We start from the raw sequence: 18,179 nt of genomic DNA, 5'->3' as shown, positions 1-18,179 counted from the left end.
TAAGTAATTAAGTTAAAGGGTATAATAAGCCGGCATTTATAGCGCTTTAGTTATAAAAGTACATTCTCAGGGCGGGGCGAAATTCCCCACCGGCGGTATGTTTAATGTTATTTATAACTTAAACGAGCCCGCGAGCGCTTTATTTAACTTATTTTTTCAGTAATTAGGTTAAGTAAAGGTCAAGCAGATCTGGTGAGATGCCAGAGCCGACGGTTACAGTCCGGATGAAAGAGAATATGGCTTATTATACTAATACCAATTTTATTAAAGACATGATTATTGTATCGCGTTAAGTGAGCTATTTTTTTAGCGCTATAATAGGTCACTAATTTAATGCCGTTGGTATAACAGTGTGCGCTGCTTTTTGCTGCGTGCTTTTTGTTATTTTATTTAAGCTATTTTGGTAGTGATCGTTTTAAATTTAAAGCGATATATTACTGATCCTTTCACAGTCCTGAATCTATTATTTTTTATTTGGAATATAATGATGATTCAGTCTCTACTTACTCAATTCGGCGAAAGCCATATCCGCGTACAAAGCGCAATTGCTGCACTACAGCAAGGGCAAGGCGTACTTGTTGTTGATGACGAAAACCGTGAAAATGAAGGCGATTTTGTATTTTCAGCTGAGCATTTAACGACTTCTCAAATGGCCGAAATGATCCGCGAAGGCAGCGGTATTGTTTGCTTATGCATGGGGGAGGAGCGCATTAAACAGCTCGACTTACCGCAAATGGTAGCTAACAATACGAGTCAAAATAACACCGCTTATACAGTCACTATTGAAGCTAAGCATGGCGTTACAACAGGCGTGTCTGCTGCTGATAGAGTAACTACTATAAAAGCAGCGACAGGCGATAGCGCTAAACCAAGTGATTTATCGCGCCCAGGGCATGTATTTGGTTTAAAAGCACAAACGGGTGGCGTATTAGTTCGTCGTGGTCATACCGAAGCATCCGTTGATTTAATGCAGCTTGCCGGCTTAAAACCATTTGGCGTAATATGCGAACTAACAAATCCCGATGGTTCAATGGCGCGCTTACCTGAGGTGAGTGATTATGCTAATAAACATAATATGACCGTGGTTTCTATTGAAGATTTAGTGCAATACATTCAGGCTGCACAGCTTCAAGTAGGTTAAATTACTATTTATTAGCCTTAGATATATTATAAAGCACGCACCTGTTGCGTGTTTTTTTATGGGTCTAACTTGCTCTTAAAAAAATAATAATTTGTTTTTATTGACGTTATTTAACAAAATTAGCGAAGGAATTGCACTTTTTGCAGCCGCTATAAACAGCCCCTTATAAGGAACTATCCCATTAAAGTCGATTATTCACACTATACACTTGAAGAGTTGCTCGATGTAAAAGCTAATATAGATGAAGATAAATACCATGAGAATTTCAAGGCATTAATGGCTGAATTTTTAAAAAGAGAAAACGAATTCAAACACTATAATGATGCGATAGAAAAAGAGGCTGAGGCTGATAAAATATTACAGCAAATAAGCAGTTCTAATAAAAGAATAGCTGGTGTATTTTTATTTGGTTTGTGTGTCAGTTTACCCTTGGTGTTACTAAATGAACGGTCTGCTTTAAGTACGATTAATCTTTTTTACAGCGCAGTACTTTTAATTATGATGGGATTGCCTTTATTACATTCTTTTCGTTATGGCTGGACACTCGCTAGGCACGGTATAGTGACCGTGACCGACGATGTGTTTTCTTTCACTGTAATGCAATTGTTTTATAGCTCTATTTTTTGTTTAATACTTTTACTCACCATAGTAAGGTGGCCTTAACACGTACTACAGCACATTAGCATGCAGTAACCTGTTTGGCTGAATAGATGATGAGATCTGGTTTTGGGAAATTTTAGTATGAAAAATAAATTAATTTTTAGCTCTGCGTTACTCTTGCTTTTATGTACAAATGTACACGCCGCTATACTTTTAGATGCTGAAATTTGCGAAGTTTCAATGGACAATAATAGTGAAACACTTCAGTTGTCACCTCCATGCTCGGTAGTTAAAACTGTAAATGATAAGGGAGATTTTGTTCAATTTGGTGAAACAAAAATTTATATTATTTCTGGAGCCCCTGCTAAGTTAGCGGAATTAAAAGGTTGGTCAGTTACAGAGAGTGATAGATGTTCATTGGAACATCAGGGTGTTATAGTCGTAAATAATAAATTTTATCTCTCTAAAGTGGTAGATGGAGCTGTAGTGTGTCCTGATATTGGTTTAGACACAAAGTTTTATCAACAATTTTTCCAGTATTAACTCATGAGATTGATATAGTTTTATTGCTTACTTTCTATACCTTATTCATTAAATTAAACCACTTATTTAAATAAGTGGTTTTTTAATATTGTTATCATTTAAGTTTATAACGTATTACTTATAAAACCTGAATAACTTGCTCTTTTGCTAAGCGAGACTTAGGTAATTTAGCATTATAATCCTCAGCGCTATCGTGATAGCCAATTACTAATGCTACGTCGCACACGTAACCATCGAGTTCTTTTTCAAAAACTTCGCCAATCAGCTCGGCATCTACGCCTTCCATTGGAGTAGAGTCAATGCCTAAACGTGCAGCTGCATGCATAGTGTTACCCAGTGCAATGTAAGTTTGTGCTTTAGTCCACTCTTCATTATTGCCTTGCTCATCAGTATTCATATCAACAAACGCGTAAGCACCAAAAGCTTGTTCGCGATTTTCTGCTTTAGTACGACCGTTTTTAATATCTGCATCAATGATTTGTGCGTAATCATCGCGGGTATATTTAGGGTTGTGAGCAAATAATATTATATGCGAAGCTGTTTTAATGTGTGGCTGGTTAAACGCAAATTTATTAGCAAATGTACTATGCATACGCTCTTTAGCCTCATCTGATTCAATTACGATGAATTTCCAAGGCTGCGAGTTAATAGATGAAGGAGACAGGCGCATAGCTTCGTAAATAACGGCTAAATCGTCTTGAGATACACGTTTCGTTGCATCGTAACGTTTTGCTGTGTAGCGCTTTTCTAAGTCATTAATAATAGGGTGAGTCATTAGTTTTTCCATTGAGTAGGTATTTTACCAGTATTTACTATGTTGAGTCAGTTTTAGTAAAAACAAACCCTCTTAAAAATTTATTACAAAAATAATATCGTGCTTTTAAATCACTCTACTTACTTAATACAATCGATATATCTACGTAAAGTAAGGCTTATCAATATAGCTAGGTACGGATAGTAGAGGATTATTACAATATGATAAACAGGTATATTGTTGAATCATTATCAAATATTATTAGGTAATAGTTTCTTTAATAAATATAAATACAGCCATAGCTACCGCAAAATATTGGCTGAAGACGCCAATTGCATTGGCGCCTTTAATCAATTCAGGTATAAATAAGGCGAGTAATATTTATAGAATTAAAAACCTTCCAACACTATTTTGCCAATAGAGCGACCGCCTTCAAGTTCTGTGTGTGCAATACGCAGGTTAGCCGCATTTATAGTGCCTAAGTTTTTACCAATCGTGGTTTGAATGTAGCCTTGGTCAATCAAATCGGCAACATGATTTAATAACTTACTTTGCTCAATTAAATCTTTGGCATTAAACATTGAGCGGGCAAACATAAATTCCCAATGTAGAGATAAACTCTTCATTTTTAATTTGCTAACATCTAATGACTCAGGATCGTCAATCATTGCAATTTTACCAAATGGTGCAAGCACTTGCGTGTACGCTTCAAAGTAAGTATCAGTACTATGCAGGCTTGCTACATGTGTTACCGAGCCAATGTTTAACGCGTCAATTTGAGCAGGTAATGGTTTTGTATGGTCAACGACATAATCGGCGCCTAGTTTTTTAACCCATGCTTGAGAGCTTTCGCGCGATGCAGTGGCAATCACCGTTGCGCCAGTAATCGCTTTAGCAAGTTGAATAAAAATAGAGCCAACGCCGCCTGCGGCACCTGTTACTAAAATAACTTCGTCTGATTTTGTTGTTGCATCAGCAGCTTGTTTTACAATGTTTAAATGCTCAAATAATAATTCGTACGCTGTTATTGCAGTAAGGGGTAATGCAGCAGCTTCAGCATCGTTTAAGCTCTGCGGTTTAAATCCTACAATGCGCTCATCCACTAATTGAAATTCTGCATTACTACCTGGGCGAGTAATGTCACCTGCGTAATAAACCGCATCACCGAGTTTAAATGCCGTTACAGCATCGCCTATTGCAACAACTTCACCAACTGCATCCCAACCAATAACTTTTACTTCACCATCAGCAGGGGGCATAGATGCACGCACTTTGTAATCTGCTGGGTTAACTGCAATAGCTTTAACTTTAATTAATAAATCGCGACCTGTTGCAATTGGCTGTGGTAATTCAACATCAATTAACGATTTAGGATTAGTAACAGGAAGAGATTTTTTATAACCAATAGCTTTCATAATAAATGTCCTAATTTGTTTACGTATAAGGTGCAAGCCATGCTTTGGCTAGCTGATAGATATATAGTAGACCTTGCTTTAATGTAGATAAACCGCATAATCGTTGAATCATTATCAAATATAAATAGATAATATGAACATAGAAGATTTAAAACTTATTTTAAAAGTCGCTGAGTTTAGAAGTATTACGCTCGCAGCTGCTAAGTTAGATATGCGTACAGCCACAGCAAGCGCCGCTATTAAACGTGTTGAGTCTGCGCTTGGTAGCGAGCTGTTTGTTCGTACCACACGTCATTTGAGGTTGTCGGCTGCTGGGGAACGCTACATACCACAATGTGAACAGGCTTTGGCAGTGCTTGAGCTCGCAAAACAAAACCTTAAAGGTGAACACGACGAAATAGAAGGGGAGCTGCGTGTTGCACTTTCATCTGACTTAGGGCGTAACTTGGTGATCCCATGGATTGATGAACTCATGGACACTTATCCAAAACTAAGTTTAAGAACCCATATAAGTGATAGCAATATCGACTTTTACCGTGACTCAGTTGATATAGCGCTTCGTTATGGCTCGCCTAATGATGCAAGCGTTTATGGTTTTAAAATTTGTAACGTACCACGCTTATTATGTGCAACTCACGAATACCTCTTACAAAACGGGACTCCCGTGCATCCTGAAGATTTAGCGTCGCATCAAGGTTTGTTTTATCAGTTGCAGGATATTATAAATAATACGTGGGAATTCACCGATGGTGAATCAAAGTATAAAGTTAAAATGGATGGCAGGCGCGCCTCAAACGATGGCGATTTAGTCAGGCGCTGGTGCGTTGCAGGTAAGGGCTTAGCTGTAAAGTCGGCACTTGATATAGCCGACGATTTACTCAATGACAGGGTAGTTACTGTTATGCCAAATTATCAACATGTTAATGGTGAACTTTGGCTTATTTGCCCAAGTAGGCAGTCAATAACCCCAGCGGTGCGTTTACTACGTGATGCATGCAGAGCAAAATCCCAAGCTATTCTGCAGCAGTTGGTAAATAAAGGAATTATTGATAAAAGCGTACTGAGCTAATTAAGGAAGAGTTATGCAAGTTGATGATATTAGAATTTTTATTCCCTGTAAAAATTATGAGCAATCTCAGCGCTTTTATAAAGCGCTTGGATTTAAGATTGAAGATGCCTCAAATGATTTATATGTGTGTACCTTTGGCGAATGTACGTTCTTTTTACAGCGTTATTATAATAAAACGTTTGCTGAAAACTTAATGCTGCAACTTTGTGTGTTAAATATAGATGAAGCATACGAACTCATTAGTAATTTAAACGGTTTTGACATCCGCTTTGAGGGTATAAAACAAGAACCTTGGGGTAGCGTTATTTACTTATGGGGACCATCGGGTGAGCTTTGGCACGTAACTGAATTAAATTAAAAATAAAAAGGAATAAATGTGAGATTTAATAAATATATAATCATTTTTATGGCGACCTTACTTGCTTCTTGTAGTTCGTTTGTGAGCAACAATACAGGTAAAAATACGCAATCTAGTAGCTTAATGGACTTCTTATATCCTGATCAACAAAGTCGCTCTACCTATAAACCTGAAATACCTGTTTTAAAACTCCCTGTTACTGTTGGAATTGCATTTGTACCGTCTAAAAACTGGCAGCCAGACGGGTTAGAGACCCAAAACCAAGTTGAGTTACTCGAAAAAGTAAAAAAGTCATTTCTACAATATGATTACATTGACCGCATTGAAGTTATACCAAGTACCTATTTAAAAGGAGGTGAAGGTTTTGCAACACTCGAGCAAGTCGGGAGGCTTTACGATGTAGATGTAATGGCACTGGTTTCATATGATCAAGTTACGCAATCGTATGAAAATAATGCAGCCTTACTTTATTGGACAATAGTGGGTATGTACGTTATTCCAGGTAATGAAAATACAATTCAAACCTTTGTGGATACAGCTGTTTTTGATATTAAAAGTAGAAAAATGCTATTTAGAGCACCAGGTATAAGTAAACTTGAAAAAAGAACAACAGCAATAGGTATTGATGAAACGTTATCTGAAAAGTCGGCTGAAGGTTTTAATTTAGCGGTTAGTGATATGAGTACTAATTTAGATGCAGAACTAGCAAGGTTTAAAACACGTGTTAAAGAAGAAAAAATTGCAAAAGTCGAAAATAAAGATGGCTCTAGCAGCGGTGGCTCTTTGAGTATTTATTTACTCGTCTTGTTGTCGTTATTAGTTATGCGTAGCAAAAAAGTTTAAAGTTGATAAAAAACCAAGTATTTTTAATAATGCCACCGGCTTAGAGCTAGTGGCATTATTTTTTATTAGCTAACTTAGCTTTTTATCAAAAAACTCAACGGTACGTTGCCATGCAAGCTCGGCATTGTCTTTATCATAACGACCTGTAGAGTCGTTATGAAAACCATGATTTGCCCCTTTATACATATGCATAGTGTATTCAACGTTATTGGCTTTTAAGTCTTGTTCGTACTGTGACCACGACGCGTTTACACGTTTATCTAGCTCGCCCAATTGAATCATTAATGGTGCTTTAATATTTTTACGTAAACTTTCGCTGGCTGGAGTGCCGTAAAAAGGCACTCCGGCGCTGATTAAGTTGCTATCTACTGCCGCTAAATAATTAACAATGTAGCCGCCAAAACAAAAACCGACAGCGCCTAACTTACCGTTACTGTTAGCATGCGATTTTAAAAAGTGTGCAGCGGCTACAAAATCGTTTTGAATTTTAGCGCGATCCATAGTTTTTTGCATAGCGCGTCCTTCATCATCATTACCAGGGTAGCCACCCAATGGAAAAAGCGCGTCGGGTGCAAATGCAATAAAGCCCACTTTAGCTAAACGCCTTGCTATGTCTTTTACGTACGGGTTTAATCCACGGTTTTCGTGTACCACGAGTACAACAGGAAGCTTACCCTCTACATTTTTAGGGATTGCTAAGTAACCTTTGCCTTTACCGTGTCCGTCTGGCGAATCGAATTCTTCGTACGTTGCCGTTATATCGTCATCGTTAAACGACACTTGTTCAGCCAGTGCGTAATTAGGTAATAATGCTGATGTAAGTACAGCCATCGAAAAGCCAAGTGCAGCAAGGCCACCGAGTTTTTTCATAAACGTACGTCGGTCCATTAAACCGTGGGCGTACTCGTCATACCAATCAAAGGCTTCTTGAGGAATGTGATCAGAGGGAGATGTATTCATGGCTGTTCCTTAATTTTATTATGTCTATTTATTATTTAAATACCATAACGTATTAAGAATAAAAAACGAGCAGTTTATGTCTTAAATAATAGGATCATTTATTTAAGCTAAAGCGAAAAAGAAAAAACTCAGCATAATATGCTGAGTTTTTATGGTTGGGATACCTTATTTATAACCAGTTAATCATGTATAGCTGCTGGTTGAGGATCTGTTATTAAAGGCTTTTTATTTTTCTTTCGCATTAAACGCTTAATGTCCTCTAGTGCAACGTACTGGCACGGTATAAGTATCAGTGTAATTACTGTGGCAAATAACACACCAAAAGCAAGTGATACAGCCATTGGGATAACAATTTTAGCTTGTAAACTCGTTTCAAAAATAATTGGCATGACACCAATAAAAGTAGTGATTGAGGTGAGTAATATCGCTCTAAAGCGACGAGCACCGGCTTGCATTACAGCATCCTTAGTTGCAACACCTTCAGCGCGTGCTTTGTTTACAAAATCAACCATAACGAGGGAATCATTTACGACCACACCCGCTACAGCAATTATGCCAAACATAGATAAGCTACTCATGGTCATACCTAAAATCATATGCCCAAACATAGCGCCCACTACACCAAATGGAATAACCGACATTATAATAAGTGGTTGTGAGTAAGATCGAAGCGGAATCGCTAACAAGGCAAATATAATCATCATTGATAGACCAAAGTCACGAAGCTGCTCTGAAGCGCTATCCATCTCTTCTTGAATACGGCCAGCTACATCACTTGTAACACCAGGGTAGCTTTTAAGTAATGATGGTAAGTATTCATCGCGAATTTCCTCAGCAATCGCAAATGGTTCGGCTTTGTCGGTATTTACCGCAGCCCAAACGTTAACTGTACGTTTAGAGTTTTCGCGACGAATACGGTTTACACCGTCAACCAGCTTAACTTCGGCTATTTCGCTAAGTGGTACTTCAGCGCCTGTAGGCGTAATAATACGCACACTTGCTATGTCGCTAATTGAATTACGTTCGTCTTCTGGGTAGCGGATCATAACTTTAATTTCTTCGCCTTCACGCAATATTCGCTGCGCTTCTAAGCCGTAGTAACTAAAGCTAACTTGCGATGCGACATCAGCAAGCGTTAAACCCATGCTATAAGCGAGTGGTTTTAAATCAAGTTGCACTTCGTCGGTGGCATTTTGCATTGAGTCGTTTACGTCGCCAACGCCTTCCATTGTTTGTAATTTGGCTTTTAATTTACCAGCCACTTCTTTTAGCTCGTCAGCATTTTTGCCTTCAAGTTTAAAGCTAACGTCGCCATCATCTCTACCGCCATTCATTATACTGTCTTGAATGGTCATGGTTTTAACGCCAGGTAAAGCGGGCATTTGCTCGCGCCATAATGCACTTAGGGCAAAGGTGTCGATAGGGCGTAAATCAGGCTCTACCAAAATAGCCATAATATTTGCTTCAGTTCGCCCGCGCAGGCTTACCGATAAGTCACGGATCATCGGTTTACCGTATTGTTCTTTTAGTTGCTGATCGACCTTTAACAACACGCTTTCTATTTTACGTGCGGTTTCAAGCGTTGCTTGCTCAGATGAGGCAAGGTTCATTTCTATATCAATACGCGGAAAGTCGTGCGGTATTTTTGGGTTTGGTACAAACTTAACTAAACCACCTGCAAACATACCTGCGCTTACAATAAGTAAACACATAAAGCCGACAATTACAGTATAGCGATAGTGAATACAGCGGCTAACAAAAGGAAGGTAGTAGTTATTCACAAAGCCTTTTAAGCCACTATCAATTACCATACGTAAGCGATGCAATGGATTTTTAGGGTTTGGTTTACGCGGGTTCATTGCTGCAATGTGTGCAGGTAAAATAAGTTTTGATTCAATGAGTGAAAAAATCAAACATAAAATAATCACGCCACCAATGGCCTTAGAAAAAGCAGCACCAGGGCCGGTTGCGAGTGTTTGTGGTAAAAACGCAGCAATGGTAGTTAGTACACCAAAGGTTGCTGGCATCGCAACACGTTTAACACCGCGTACTACGTTATCAAGTGTATGACCGTATTTTTCTATTTCGGCACTGGCTGATTCGCCAACAACTATGGCGTCATCAACAACAATCCCGAGCACAAGTATAAAGGCAAAAAGTGAGGCTAGGTTAATTGTTACATCTAAAAAGCCAATGGGCATAAACAAAAAGGCACCTAGAAAAGACACCGGTAAACCCATCATTACCCAAAATGCCAAGCGTAGTGGTAAAAATAGTGCCAGTACTATCATTACTAACAAGCCACCCCAAATCATGTTATCGACCATCATATCAAGTCGACCTTCAAGGTAGTAAGTTAAATCAACAATAGGAGAGAGCTTAACGCCTGCAGGTAAAAGCGGCTCTTTAGCGGCCATGTAGCTTTTAAGTACTTTTGCTACATCGGTAATGTCTTGATCTTTTGATGCATTAACTTCAAACGATAATGAGTTTTTACCATTATATTTAGAATATTGTAGCCCTTCTTCAAAGCCATCGTTAATGGTTGCTACATCGCCTAAATAAATTTGTGCGCCATCAGCAAGGGTAATAAGCGGCAGTTTTTCAAACTCAAAGCCACGGTAGGCTTGTTTTTCAACACGCATCGAAATATAACCGTTTTCAGATCGTATTTGTCCCGCCGACATATTGGCCGAAAAGTTTTGCACCGCGCCTGCAATATCTCTAAATGTTAAGCCATATTCGCGCAGTTTATCGGGGCTAACTTCTATACCAATTTCGTACTCTAAGCCGCCGTTAAAATTAACAAGGTTAACGTGAGGCAGCGCTTGCAGTTCATCTTTTATATCGTTGCCAAGCTCTTTTAACTGGTAGTTACTCATGTCCCCATAAAGCGCGAGTATCATTACTTCTTGCTCAAACTTATCGCGGCGAACAACAGGGCGCTCCATCCCCGCAGGAAAGGTGTTTATTGAATCAACTTGTACTTTAATTTCATCAAGTACTTCTTGTGGATTGTATTGCTCTTCTATTTCAACCCACGCTTGTGAAAAACCACGGTTAGAATAGGTAATTAGGCGTTTAATGCCTTCAATACCTTCGAGGTTTTCCTCAACTTTTATGGTTATTCCTTCTTCAACCTCTTGCGGGGCAGCTCCTGGGTAAACTGCTTGTACGCTTATCCAGTTACTTTCAAACTGTGGGAACATTTGTTTGCGAATGGTCATCGCCATTAAAATACCGCCCACTAATATAAATATCATTAGTAGGTTGGCAGCAACGGGATTTCGGGCAAACCATGCTATTAATCCTGTTTCACGAGTGCTCATGATTATTCCTCTTTCAGCGCAAGTTGAGTTACATCAGTTTTATTAGGCACAATATCTTCAACTTTTACTGCCATACCTTCAGTAGGATACTCAAGCGCTGAGGTAACAATTTGCTCGCCATTTTTTAACCCTTGACTGGCTATAATCATGCCGTTTTGTTCGCGTATAATATTGAGGGTTTTAAACGACAATGTTAAATCGTCATTTAAAATGACAATTTTATTATCTTTAACTAAATGGTGCGCAACAATAATCGCGTTATCAAGCGGGCGACCTTCAATTGTAGCGTTAATGTATGACCCAAAACGAAGTGGGCGTGTTTTATCGCCATAAGGTGTTGCAAGCTGTGCAACTAAGTAGCTCATGCGGCTTGTTTGATCAACCACACCTTCGGTGCGAATTACTATTGCCTGCCACATTGTTTGCTTACCCGCATATTCTGCGTTAAATGTAACGTTTGAGCCTACACCGCCGTTTTTTAAATATTGTAGTTCTTGGTCGGCAACCGGTAAACGTACCTCTGCAACTGAGGTTGCACTTAATGCACCAAAGCTGCTACCAGGGTTTACTACTGAGCCTAAGCTAATTGTGCGCTCATTAATAATGGCATCATATGGAGCTTTAATATAAGTACGTTCAAGATTACGGCTAGCACGTTTAACACTTGCTTGAGCAGAGCGGTAACGAGCTAGTTTTTCGGCTAATTGTGGCTTACGTAAATAAAGTTCTGAGGCGATAGCTTCGCTTGAATCTGACTTAATACGCTCCCATTCAGCTTTTGCTACATGTGCTTGTGCGCGTTCTATTTCAAGTGCTGAGCTTGCTTGTGCTAAACCGGCTTGCGCTTCAATAAAGTCTGCCTCGTAATCATTTGCATCAATTCGTGCTAAAATATCGCCTTGCTTTACAAACGCGCCTTCAACAAATTGATCTGATACCGAAATAACTTGCCCGCTTACTTGCGCTATCAGCTCGGTACGGTCCTTTGGTTTAACAATGCCGTACGATTTAACATCGAGCGTTATAGAATCTAAAAGTACGCTTTGTGTTGCAACTAAAGGGCGAATATCTTGCTCAGGCTTTTCTTCGGGTGGCTGTTTCATCATCTTAAAAGCTATAGCTAACGCAATGCCGCCTGCTAAAACAGCAATTGGGAGTATTATTTGTTTTGTAGTAGCCACAAGGCATTCCTTCATAATTGGTGGTGACAGAGCAATAATACGCAATAAAGTGTTTACAAGCTGTTTTAAGATGTAACAAAGAATTACATATGTACATTACAACTCAACATAAGGCTAATTACGTTCCTAAAAAGGAATTAAAGTAAATGTTTTTTATACAGAGGATATTATGAAAACCGAATCTATGAGTTGCAGGCTAGGCTGCGGCGCATGTTGTATTGCCCCCAGTATTAGTTCGCCCATTCCAGGTATGCCAAATGGTAAAAAGGCCGGAGAGCGTTGTATTCAGTTGGACGAACGTAATTTATGTAAGTTATTTGGTGATTCAAGCCGACCTAAAGTATGTAGTGATTTTAGCGCCACATTTGATGTGTGCGGATTAACAAATGCACAGGCTCTAGCGCTTATTACAGAGCTCGAAGAGCTAACTTAGTGGGCTATTAAAATACACATATATTTACACTTATCTATTAGTGAGTATTTATTTTAAGTAATTAAAAGCTGCGCTTTTCACGCGAGCAAGCTCTGCGTCTACCGCCAAAGTGTAGGTTTGTGGTTGTTTTGTAGACGTGAAGCTTGCTTACGTTACTGGTTACCAGCTATACGTTGCGCTTAGCGTGTATTGCTCACCACGCCCTGGTGTACCAGGTATCTCTTCAAACGATTCACCCCATAAATTATCTGCTGCTAACGTAATAAATAAGTTTTTCACCATAGGTGGTGTAATTTTTAACGTTAAATGAGTAAATAAAGCATCGTCGTCACTACCGCGCAGTGCATTTTCGTGTTGCTTGCGCCATTCGTTATCAATTCTAAATTCTAAAATATCGGTAGGGTTCCAAACAGCGCCAAGTGTTATGCGGTGATCAGGAAAATTTAATGCATAAAAACTAGCATCAATATCTGCCGCACCGTAATTTTCTGATTTATGAAGATACGTGTAACTTGCTACAATTCCGGTTGTATCAAAGTGTTTGGTTGCGAAAAATTCTACACCTGTAGTATCAATATCCACAGGTTTTGCAAAGCGTGCCGAGGTAGAATCAAAATTAAACGTCCAGTCGGTTAAATTATTATCTTTACGATAAAAAATAGCCGAATTAAGCTGCCAACTTTGCTCATCTAGTAATAAACCAAGCTCCAAGTTATTAGTGGTTTCGCGCTCAAGATTGTAATTGCTTCTAAATAAGCCACCCGAATCACTGCCGCCAATTGCTGTATAACCGGCTACTTGGCTTGCCTCTGCGTACGATAGATAAAACGTGCGCTCAAAACCTTCGCTGTTTTGTGTTTTTAAGGTTACATCACCAATAAGTGACGTTTCAGAGTCGTCTCTGTTAGTGTCGTCAAAAGCAGCACCTAAACGAATAGTAAGTTGCTGGTTGTCCTCAAGCGCTATTTTGTACTCTGGTAGTACACTAACTTTATAATAGTTTCGAGATGTAAAGTTGTTTTCAAGCGTGGTTGATTCAATAGAATCTTCAATAAACTGTGTTGAATAATTTACTGCAAATACATCACTTTGAGTATGTCGACCTGACAATGCTAACGATTTAACCTCGGTTTCGTGAAAGGCTTCAAATGAGCTTGGGTTCTCGCGCGAGAAAATATAATGATCGTTATGCTTGCGATAATAAGCAGACACTTCAAAATGACTATTATCTGCGTAGTTTTGCTTATGGTTTAGCATAAGCAAACGTGTTTCTAAGTCTTCTGTTTCGTTAACGCCAAATGGAGTGTACAAATTTGGCCAACCAAAAAACTTATCTTGTGAGCCAAAAAATAGGTCGGTTTGAGAGTCAGAACTTGCTAATTGAACACGACCCGCTGCACGCGTAAAATCGTGGTCGCCATTATCAATTGAGCCATCACTTTGTGAGTGAGAAAACTCACCTTCAAAGCCAAGCTTCCAATCTTTTGCTCCTTCAAGGGGCATACTCACACCAGCGTGTAAGCTTTGTAAGTTAAAATCGTTAGTACCAGTACCTAACGATACGCTGCCGCCCGTGTTAATAGGTTTCCAGCCAAACGATACCGTGCCTACAGAGCTGTTAACGCCATTAAGTGCATTGTCAGCGCCTGTTAAAATATAAGGACCTGTAAGCATTTGTGGTGCAATAGGTATTTCAGCAAAGTAATGACCAGATTGTGGGTCGAGCAGAGTAGCACTGCCTACTCTAAAGCCTGTGTTTTCAAAAATACCGCCGCGAATAGTTACATCAGCTTGTGCCTCAGCCATATTGCGCGATTGTAAATCAACACGCGGGTCATATTCTAAATTAGATATAGGAGAGTCAAATGTACCTACAGGTAATTTATTTGCAGTGGGCGATGCTTCAACTGTTATTTGTTCGATTGATGTAGGCTTTTCAGTTTTAACTTCGCCGTAGGCAACGTTTGTAACGCTGCATAGCAGCGCAGGCAGTATAAAGTGCGTGGCACTATTCATGTTATGTGTCTCATTTTTTATATGCAATTTTGGTAACAATTAAATTCAGAACACACTTTTCAGGCGTGATAAAATAATTAGATTGAACAACTGCGATTTTTCGCGTTATTGTACATTAATAAGAAAAAACTGCATTTGATAATCATTTACTGTCATCGTTTTTATAGTTTTTTAAATAATTTATAAATTGAATTTTGGTTACGCTTATTATGAATAACGAACAACACAAAAATCACACCTACTCAGAAATGATTTATTTTGCTGGTGGTTGCTTATGGGGTGTGCAAGAGTTTTTAAAACATTTGCCAGGTGTAATTAGCACTGAAGCAGGGCGTGCTAATGGCACAAGTGATAATACCCAAGGCGAATATGATGGTTATGCAGAGTGCGTAAAAGTAATCTTTAATACCGAAACGGTTAGCCTAAACGAGCTGATTGGTTACTTTTTTGAGATTATTGATCCGTATAGCATTAACAAACAAGGTGAAGACGTAGGACCTAAATACCGAACTGCCATTTATAGTGAAGATCAAAGCCATTTAGTGGTGGCTGGCAATTATATAAATCAGCGAAGTGATGCAGATAAAATAGTCGTACAGGTAGAGCTTTTAACTAACTACGTACCGAGCGACCCTGAGCACCAAGACCGACTAACAAACTTTATAGACGATTATTGCCATATACCGCTTGAGTTACTGCATAAGTATAAAGCTAAATAAAGTCTTATTTAGTTGTTATCGTTTTTGCTTTTTGCCTTTTTTGTTCGGTTTATCATTTTTTTTACGAGGAAACATATCTCGAATTAGGTAAGGAACCGCTAATAAAAAGATCCCAGACCCTAAGTAAAAAAACAGGTTAAAAAGATAAGAAAATGGAGAGGTCGAGAAAAAATAAATTTCAGATTCAACTCGATAATCTGTTGGTGTAAGAACATAGCCGTCATATATAGATTTTATCGTGATTATTATAAGCAATAGTCCTATAGAGAAAGAGAACAAGGAGAATGCTATTTGATTCAATAGCATTCTTGTATTACTAATATCAGCGTGTTTTACTTTGGACTTCTTTTTTTTGCTTTTATTATTTAACCGTTTCATGTTTACCAAAAAAAGTAATAATGATAGCTATCAATATCCCTACAAAACCAACGCTTGAAAAAACTAAACTATATTCACTTTTAATGTTAAAAATATTCAATAAGCTAGTTATTAATAAAAGTGATATTCCAGCTGCTTTTACAAGTGTTTGGGCTTTATTTAAACAAAACCATGCTTGACAAGAAGGGCATTGCTTTTCAATGAAAATGCCTTTTTTATTTATATTTTTTATATCCTTACTATCAACCTTACTTTTACAATTTGGGCACGCAACGTTCATTTTAATCCTTTAATTCGTCTTTATTAATTTCTCTTAATACTCTAAACCCAATTGAGTCGGCTCTTGCATTTATAGTAAAGCCCATTCTTAGTGAGTGATGTACATGCGGCTGTGGCATAGTCCAACTAGCACCTTTCACCGTTCTATCATTACAATCACCAGTTTTATTTGCAGCAGTAGTACCCGTTACATTGTTATGATTATCTACGTAACAGTCTTCCACCCATTCATAAACATTTGAGGTTACATCGTATAAACCAAAAGGGTTTGGCTTTAAAATACCTACTTGCCAAGGGTGTCCTAAATCAGTGCCTTTTGGGCAACCACCTAAATCTCTATCGCAGTGGTCAATGCCTTGTTTATACTCATTACCCCACCAAAACTTACTACTTGTTCCAGCGCGAGCAGCATATTCCCATTCGACTTCGCTTGGTAATCGATATGTATAGCCTGTTTCTTTGCTTAGCCATTTTGTATAAGCAACGGTATCAAACCAAGATATATTGATCACAGGTTGCTTACCACGACCCCAGCCCTCATCGCTTGGGCAAGAGCGTATGCCGGTTTTACAAAATTGGTCATATTGCGCAAAGGTAATTTCAGTTTCACTTAGTGCATAGCTATCTTTTACTGTCGCTTCAAAAATTGGCGCTTCATCTTGAAAAGAACGAAAGTTTTCACCACCTATGGTGCCTGTACCTGGCGGTATTATTACCATATTAGGCGATAATTCACCGTTTTTGAGTTTGTCTTGTATATAAGTAACTTCATGATTAGTGAGTTTGAAACTAGACCAGCTAATATTAAAAAAGCCAACAGAAAACCCAATCAAAATTATAATAATAGCTAGATATTTTATTTTTAGTTTAGACAACATATATCACTCTGTAGTTATACCAATCATATAGGTTGCTGAATTGCTCACTTTATTGTGTAAACCATTTACACTACCGTACATTGTTGCAGCTGTACCAGCTCCGGTAGCGAGTGATTTTTGAGTTAAAAAAGCTTTATAAAAAGAGCTTCTAATCAACCTTTGTACTTGTGCTTGGGTGTACACTTTTGTTGCTTTAGTACCATCGTCTAAAAGGGTTTGCCCACGTATAACTTGTTTAAGTAATTTTTGATTTTTAACTAATCGAGGGTTATTTAACTTTAAAATCTCTACTGCGAGTTTTTTACGGTTTTCACGGGTCATCCCTTGATACATTTTTAGTAGCTTATTTTGCCCAAGCGCTTTATTTTGTTTAAATTTAATTAATAAAGAGCCAGCATCTAAACCTGCTTTGGTCAAATCAGCTACTTGAATCACGTCTAATGTAACCATTAAAGTTGAAAATATAGGAGATGAGTCAAGCCATTGATTATATTCTTCATTACCGTTTAAACTGTTAAATACACGACCAAGACTTACGCCACATTGAAACGTTGAAGCCGCAGTTGAAGTTAATGTTAAAGGAATTGCAGCCCAAGTAGCGCCAACAGTAACAGCCCCTCCACCAGTTTCAACGAGTATTAGTACCCAACCAGAAGCTGCCCCTGCGCATGAAATCATTGAATTTTTCGACTCTTTCCATATTGAAGAGTTTATTTTGTCTACTTTATCTTGAGCTTTCATTTGTTTAGGGAGAACAAACTCCTTAATGTAGATGACTTTTTTATCTGCTCTACAGCTAACTCTTAATACTTTTTGGTCGTAATTACTATTGGGATTAATAAGCAACATAGCTGGATTTACTGAAAGTTTAGAAATATTATCTTTTTCTGCTTCAAAAATAACGCCAGCTTGTCTAAGTTCTGGATCTGAGTCTAATGAGGCATACATTTCTTGTAATACAGATTTGGGAAATAAACGTTTTACTTTAAGTTCGAATGCGGGATTTGATGACACGCTATTTATTCCATTAAATACTTTTTATTGGCGTAATCTAACATAACTTGTTCGTCATTTAAATTTCTTTTTATTTAAGCTAAGACATTGAAATTATTATGTGTTACTTAAAAGTAAATTTAAATAAATGTGAAATTGCATTCTGAATGCGCGCTTAATTTTAATGTTTTATAGGATGGTGTTTTTAAAAATAAATTAAATTAAATGAAGCCGTAAAAGCTCAATAGTAATGTTTTTCCGATTTTTTATTTTCAAAAAATGATCATATT

The 18,179-nt window shown here is 38.1% G+C and carries 17 protein-coding genes and 1 riboswitch; of the genes, 8 read left to right on the top strand and 9 right to left on the bottom strand.

From position 1 onward, the window contains the following. The first annotated feature begins 58 nt into the window (after nt 1-58). Nucleotides 59-240, top strand: a riboswitch (FMN riboswitch). A 247-nt stretch (nt 241-487) separates the two neighbouring features. From ribB to I6F65_RS11520, 3 genes are all read left to right on the top strand, one after another. Further along, entirely contained in the window at nt 488-1,141 is a 654-nt protein-coding gene (gene ribB, locus I6F65_RS11530; protein WP_197112992.1) for a 3,4-dihydroxy-2-butanone-4-phosphate synthase, read from the top strand. A 276-nt stretch (nt 1,142-1,417) separates the two neighbouring features. Continuing rightward, nucleotides 1,418-1,804, top strand: coding sequence for a hypothetical protein (locus I6F65_RS11525; RefSeq protein ID WP_197112976.1), 387 nt, complete (start codon nt 1,418-1,420; stop codon nt 1,802-1,804). Between the two features lie 78 nt (nt 1,805-1,882). Further along, nucleotides 1,883-2,284 carry a hypothetical protein gene (locus I6F65_RS11520; protein ID WP_197112975.1) on the top strand — a complete coding sequence of 134 codons (402 nt, stop codon included), beginning with the start codon at nt 1,883-1,885 and terminating at the stop codon, nt 2,282-2,284. Nucleotides 2,285-2,402: 118 nt separating this feature from the next. Here the strand turns inward: I6F65_RS11520 and I6F65_RS11515 are convergent, their stop codons facing one another. Both I6F65_RS11515 and I6F65_RS11510 read right to left on the bottom strand, forming a co-directional pair. Further along, the gene (locus I6F65_RS11515) at nt 2,403-3,059 is read right to left on the bottom strand and encodes a nitroreductase family protein (protein WP_197112974.1); all 657 of its coding nucleotides are present in this window, start codon (nt 3,057-3,059) and stop codon (nt 2,403-2,405) included. Nucleotides 3,060-3,427: 368 nt separating this feature from the next. Continuing rightward, a complete protein-coding gene (locus tag I6F65_RS11510) occupies nt 3,428-4,453 on the bottom strand; it encodes a zinc-binding alcohol dehydrogenase family protein (RefSeq protein WP_197112973.1) in 1,026 nt (341 codons plus the stop codon). Nucleotides 4,454-4,586: 133 nt separating this feature from the next. Between I6F65_RS11510 and I6F65_RS11505 the strand changes: the two genes are divergently transcribed. From I6F65_RS11505 to rhlP, 3 genes are read left to right on the top strand one after another with little or no spacing between them, the layout of a single operon-like run. Then, complete coding sequence (locus tag I6F65_RS11505; RefSeq protein ID WP_197112972.1) at nt 4,587-5,522, top strand: LysR family transcriptional regulator; 936 nt, start codon at nt 4,587-4,589, stop codon at nt 5,520-5,522. Between the two features lie 13 nt (nt 5,523-5,535). Next, nucleotides 5,536-5,880, top strand: coding sequence for a lactoylglutathione lyase (locus I6F65_RS11500; RefSeq protein WP_197112971.1), 345 nt, complete (start codon nt 5,536-5,538; stop codon nt 5,878-5,880). A 48-nt stretch (nt 5,881-5,928) separates the two neighbouring features. Beyond that, the gene (rhlP, locus tag I6F65_RS11495) at nt 5,929-6,723 is read left to right on the top strand and encodes a rhombotarget lipoprotein (protein WP_197112990.1); all 795 of its coding nucleotides are present in this window, start codon (nt 5,929-5,931) and stop codon (nt 6,721-6,723) included. A 69-nt stretch (nt 6,724-6,792) separates the two neighbouring features. On the opposite strand, the gene I6F65_RS11490 is transcribed toward rhlP, so the two are convergent. The 3 genes from I6F65_RS11490 to I6F65_RS11480 form a co-directional block, all read right to left on the bottom strand. Next, on the bottom strand, nt 6,793-7,683 hold the full coding sequence (locus tag I6F65_RS11490; protein WP_166110803.1) for a dienelactone hydrolase family protein: 891 nt from the start codon (nt 7,681-7,683) through the stop codon (nt 6,793-6,795). A 179-nt stretch (nt 7,684-7,862) separates the two neighbouring features. Beyond that, on the bottom strand, nt 7,863-11,012 hold the full coding sequence (locus I6F65_RS11485; RefSeq protein ID WP_197112970.1) for an efflux RND transporter permease subunit: 3,150 nt from the start codon (nt 11,010-11,012) through the stop codon (nt 7,863-7,865). A 2-nt stretch (nt 11,013-11,014) separates the two neighbouring features. After that, on the bottom strand, nt 11,015-12,193 hold the full coding sequence (locus tag I6F65_RS11480) for an efflux RND transporter periplasmic adaptor subunit (protein WP_166110809.1): 1,179 nt from the start codon (nt 12,191-12,193) through the stop codon (nt 11,015-11,017). Nucleotides 12,194-12,362: 169 nt separating this feature from the next. Here I6F65_RS11480 and I6F65_RS11475 point away from each other — a divergent pair, with 169 nt between their 5' ends. Then, entirely contained in the window at nt 12,363-12,626 is a 264-nt protein-coding gene (locus tag I6F65_RS11475; RefSeq protein ID WP_197112968.1) for a YkgJ family cysteine cluster protein, read from the top strand. Nucleotides 12,627-12,785: 159 nt separating this feature from the next. On the opposite strand, the gene I6F65_RS11470 is transcribed toward I6F65_RS11475, so the two are convergent. After that, nucleotides 12,786-14,642 (bottom strand): TonB-dependent siderophore receptor, encoded by a 1,857-nt coding sequence (locus I6F65_RS11470; RefSeq protein WP_197112966.1) that lies wholly within the window; start codon nt 14,640-14,642, stop codon nt 12,786-12,788. A 209-nt stretch (nt 14,643-14,851) separates the two neighbouring features. Here I6F65_RS11470 and I6F65_RS11465 point away from each other — a divergent pair, with 209 nt between their 5' ends. Continuing rightward, on the top strand, nt 14,852-15,361 hold the full coding sequence (locus tag I6F65_RS11465) for a peptide-methionine (S)-S-oxide reductase (protein ID WP_166110815.1): 510 nt from the start codon (nt 14,852-14,854) through the stop codon (nt 15,359-15,361). Between the two features lie 361 nt (nt 15,362-15,722). Here the strand turns inward: I6F65_RS11465 and I6F65_RS11460 are convergent, their stop codons facing one another. The 3 genes from I6F65_RS11460 to I6F65_RS11450 are packed head-to-tail and all read right to left on the bottom strand — an operon-like array spanning nt 15,723 to nt 17,910. Continuing rightward, nucleotides 15,723-16,019 (bottom strand): hypothetical protein, encoded by a 297-nt coding sequence (locus I6F65_RS11460; protein WP_166110818.1) that lies wholly within the window; start codon nt 16,017-16,019, stop codon nt 15,723-15,725. Between the two features lies 1 nt (nt 16,020). Further along, entirely contained in the window at nt 16,021-16,896 is an 876-nt protein-coding gene (locus I6F65_RS11455) for an SUMF1/EgtB/PvdO family nonheme iron enzyme (RefSeq protein ID WP_197112964.1), read from the bottom strand. Nucleotides 16,897-16,899: 3 nt separating this feature from the next. Next, nucleotides 16,900-17,910 carry a hypothetical protein gene (locus I6F65_RS11450; RefSeq protein WP_024612705.1) on the bottom strand — a complete coding sequence of 337 codons (1,011 nt, stop codon included), beginning with the start codon at nt 17,908-17,910 and terminating at the stop codon, nt 16,900-16,902. Nucleotides 17,911-18,179: the final 269 nt, after the last annotated feature.

This window comes from Pseudoalteromonas sp. SWXJZ94C, assembly GCF_015864385.1.
Classification (GTDB): Bacteria; Pseudomonadota; Gammaproteobacteria; order Enterobacterales; family Alteromonadaceae; genus Pseudoalteromonas.
The sequence above is the reverse complement of the archived record's forward strand: the minus strand, read 5'-3'. Positions and strand labels throughout refer to the sequence as shown.

What these genes read in the sequence shown, in the direction of transcription:
- I6F65_RS11470 (WP_197112966.1), bottom strand. Translation starts at nt 14,642, where the DNA reads ATGAATAGTGCCACGCACTTTATACTGCCTGCGCTGCTATGCAGCGTT.
- I6F65_RS11510 (WP_197112973.1), bottom strand. Translation starts at nt 4,453, where the DNA reads ATGAAAGCTATTGGTTATAAAAAATCTCTTCCTGTTACTAATCCTAAA.
- I6F65_RS11490 (WP_166110803.1), bottom strand. Translation starts at nt 7,683, where the DNA reads ATGAATACATCTCCCTCTGATCACATTCCTCAAGAAGCCTTTGATTGG.
- I6F65_RS11475 (WP_197112968.1), top strand. Translation starts at nt 12,363, where the DNA reads ATGAAAACCGAATCTATGAGTTGCAGGCTAGGCTGCGGCGCATGTTGT.
- I6F65_RS11465 (WP_166110815.1), top strand. Translation starts at nt 14,852, where the DNA reads ATGAATAACGAACAACACAAAAATCACACCTACTCAGAAATGATTTAT.
- I6F65_RS11525 (WP_197112976.1), top strand. Translation starts at nt 1,418, where the DNA reads ATGGCTGAATTTTTAAAAAGAGAAAACGAATTCAAACACTATAATGAT.
- I6F65_RS11505 (WP_197112972.1), top strand. Translation starts at nt 4,587, where the DNA reads ATGAACATAGAAGATTTAAAACTTATTTTAAAAGTCGCTGAGTTTAGA.
- ribB (WP_197112992.1), top strand. Translation starts at nt 488, where the DNA reads ATGATTCAGTCTCTACTTACTCAATTCGGCGAAAGCCATATCCGCGTA.
- I6F65_RS11515 (WP_197112974.1), bottom strand. Translation starts at nt 3,059, where the DNA reads ATGACTCACCCTATTATTAATGACTTAGAAAAGCGCTACACAGCAAAA.
- rhlP (WP_197112990.1), top strand. Translation starts at nt 5,929, where the DNA reads ATGGCGACCTTACTTGCTTCTTGTAGTTCGTTTGTGAGCAACAATACA.
- I6F65_RS11460 (WP_166110818.1), bottom strand. Translation starts at nt 16,019, where the DNA reads ATGAACGTTGCGTGCCCAAATTGTAAAAGTAAGGTTGATAGTAAGGAT.
- I6F65_RS11455 (WP_197112964.1), bottom strand. Translation starts at nt 16,896, where the DNA reads ATGTTGTCTAAACTAAAAATAAAATATCTAGCTATTATTATAATTTTG.
- I6F65_RS11520 (WP_197112975.1), top strand. Translation starts at nt 1,883, where the DNA reads ATGAAAAATAAATTAATTTTTAGCTCTGCGTTACTCTTGCTTTTATGT.
- I6F65_RS11485 (WP_197112970.1), bottom strand. Translation starts at nt 11,012, where the DNA reads ATGAGCACTCGTGAAACAGGATTAATAGCATGGTTTGCCCGAAATCCC.
- I6F65_RS11500 (WP_197112971.1), top strand. Translation starts at nt 5,536, where the DNA reads ATGCAAGTTGATGATATTAGAATTTTTATTCCCTGTAAAAATTATGAG.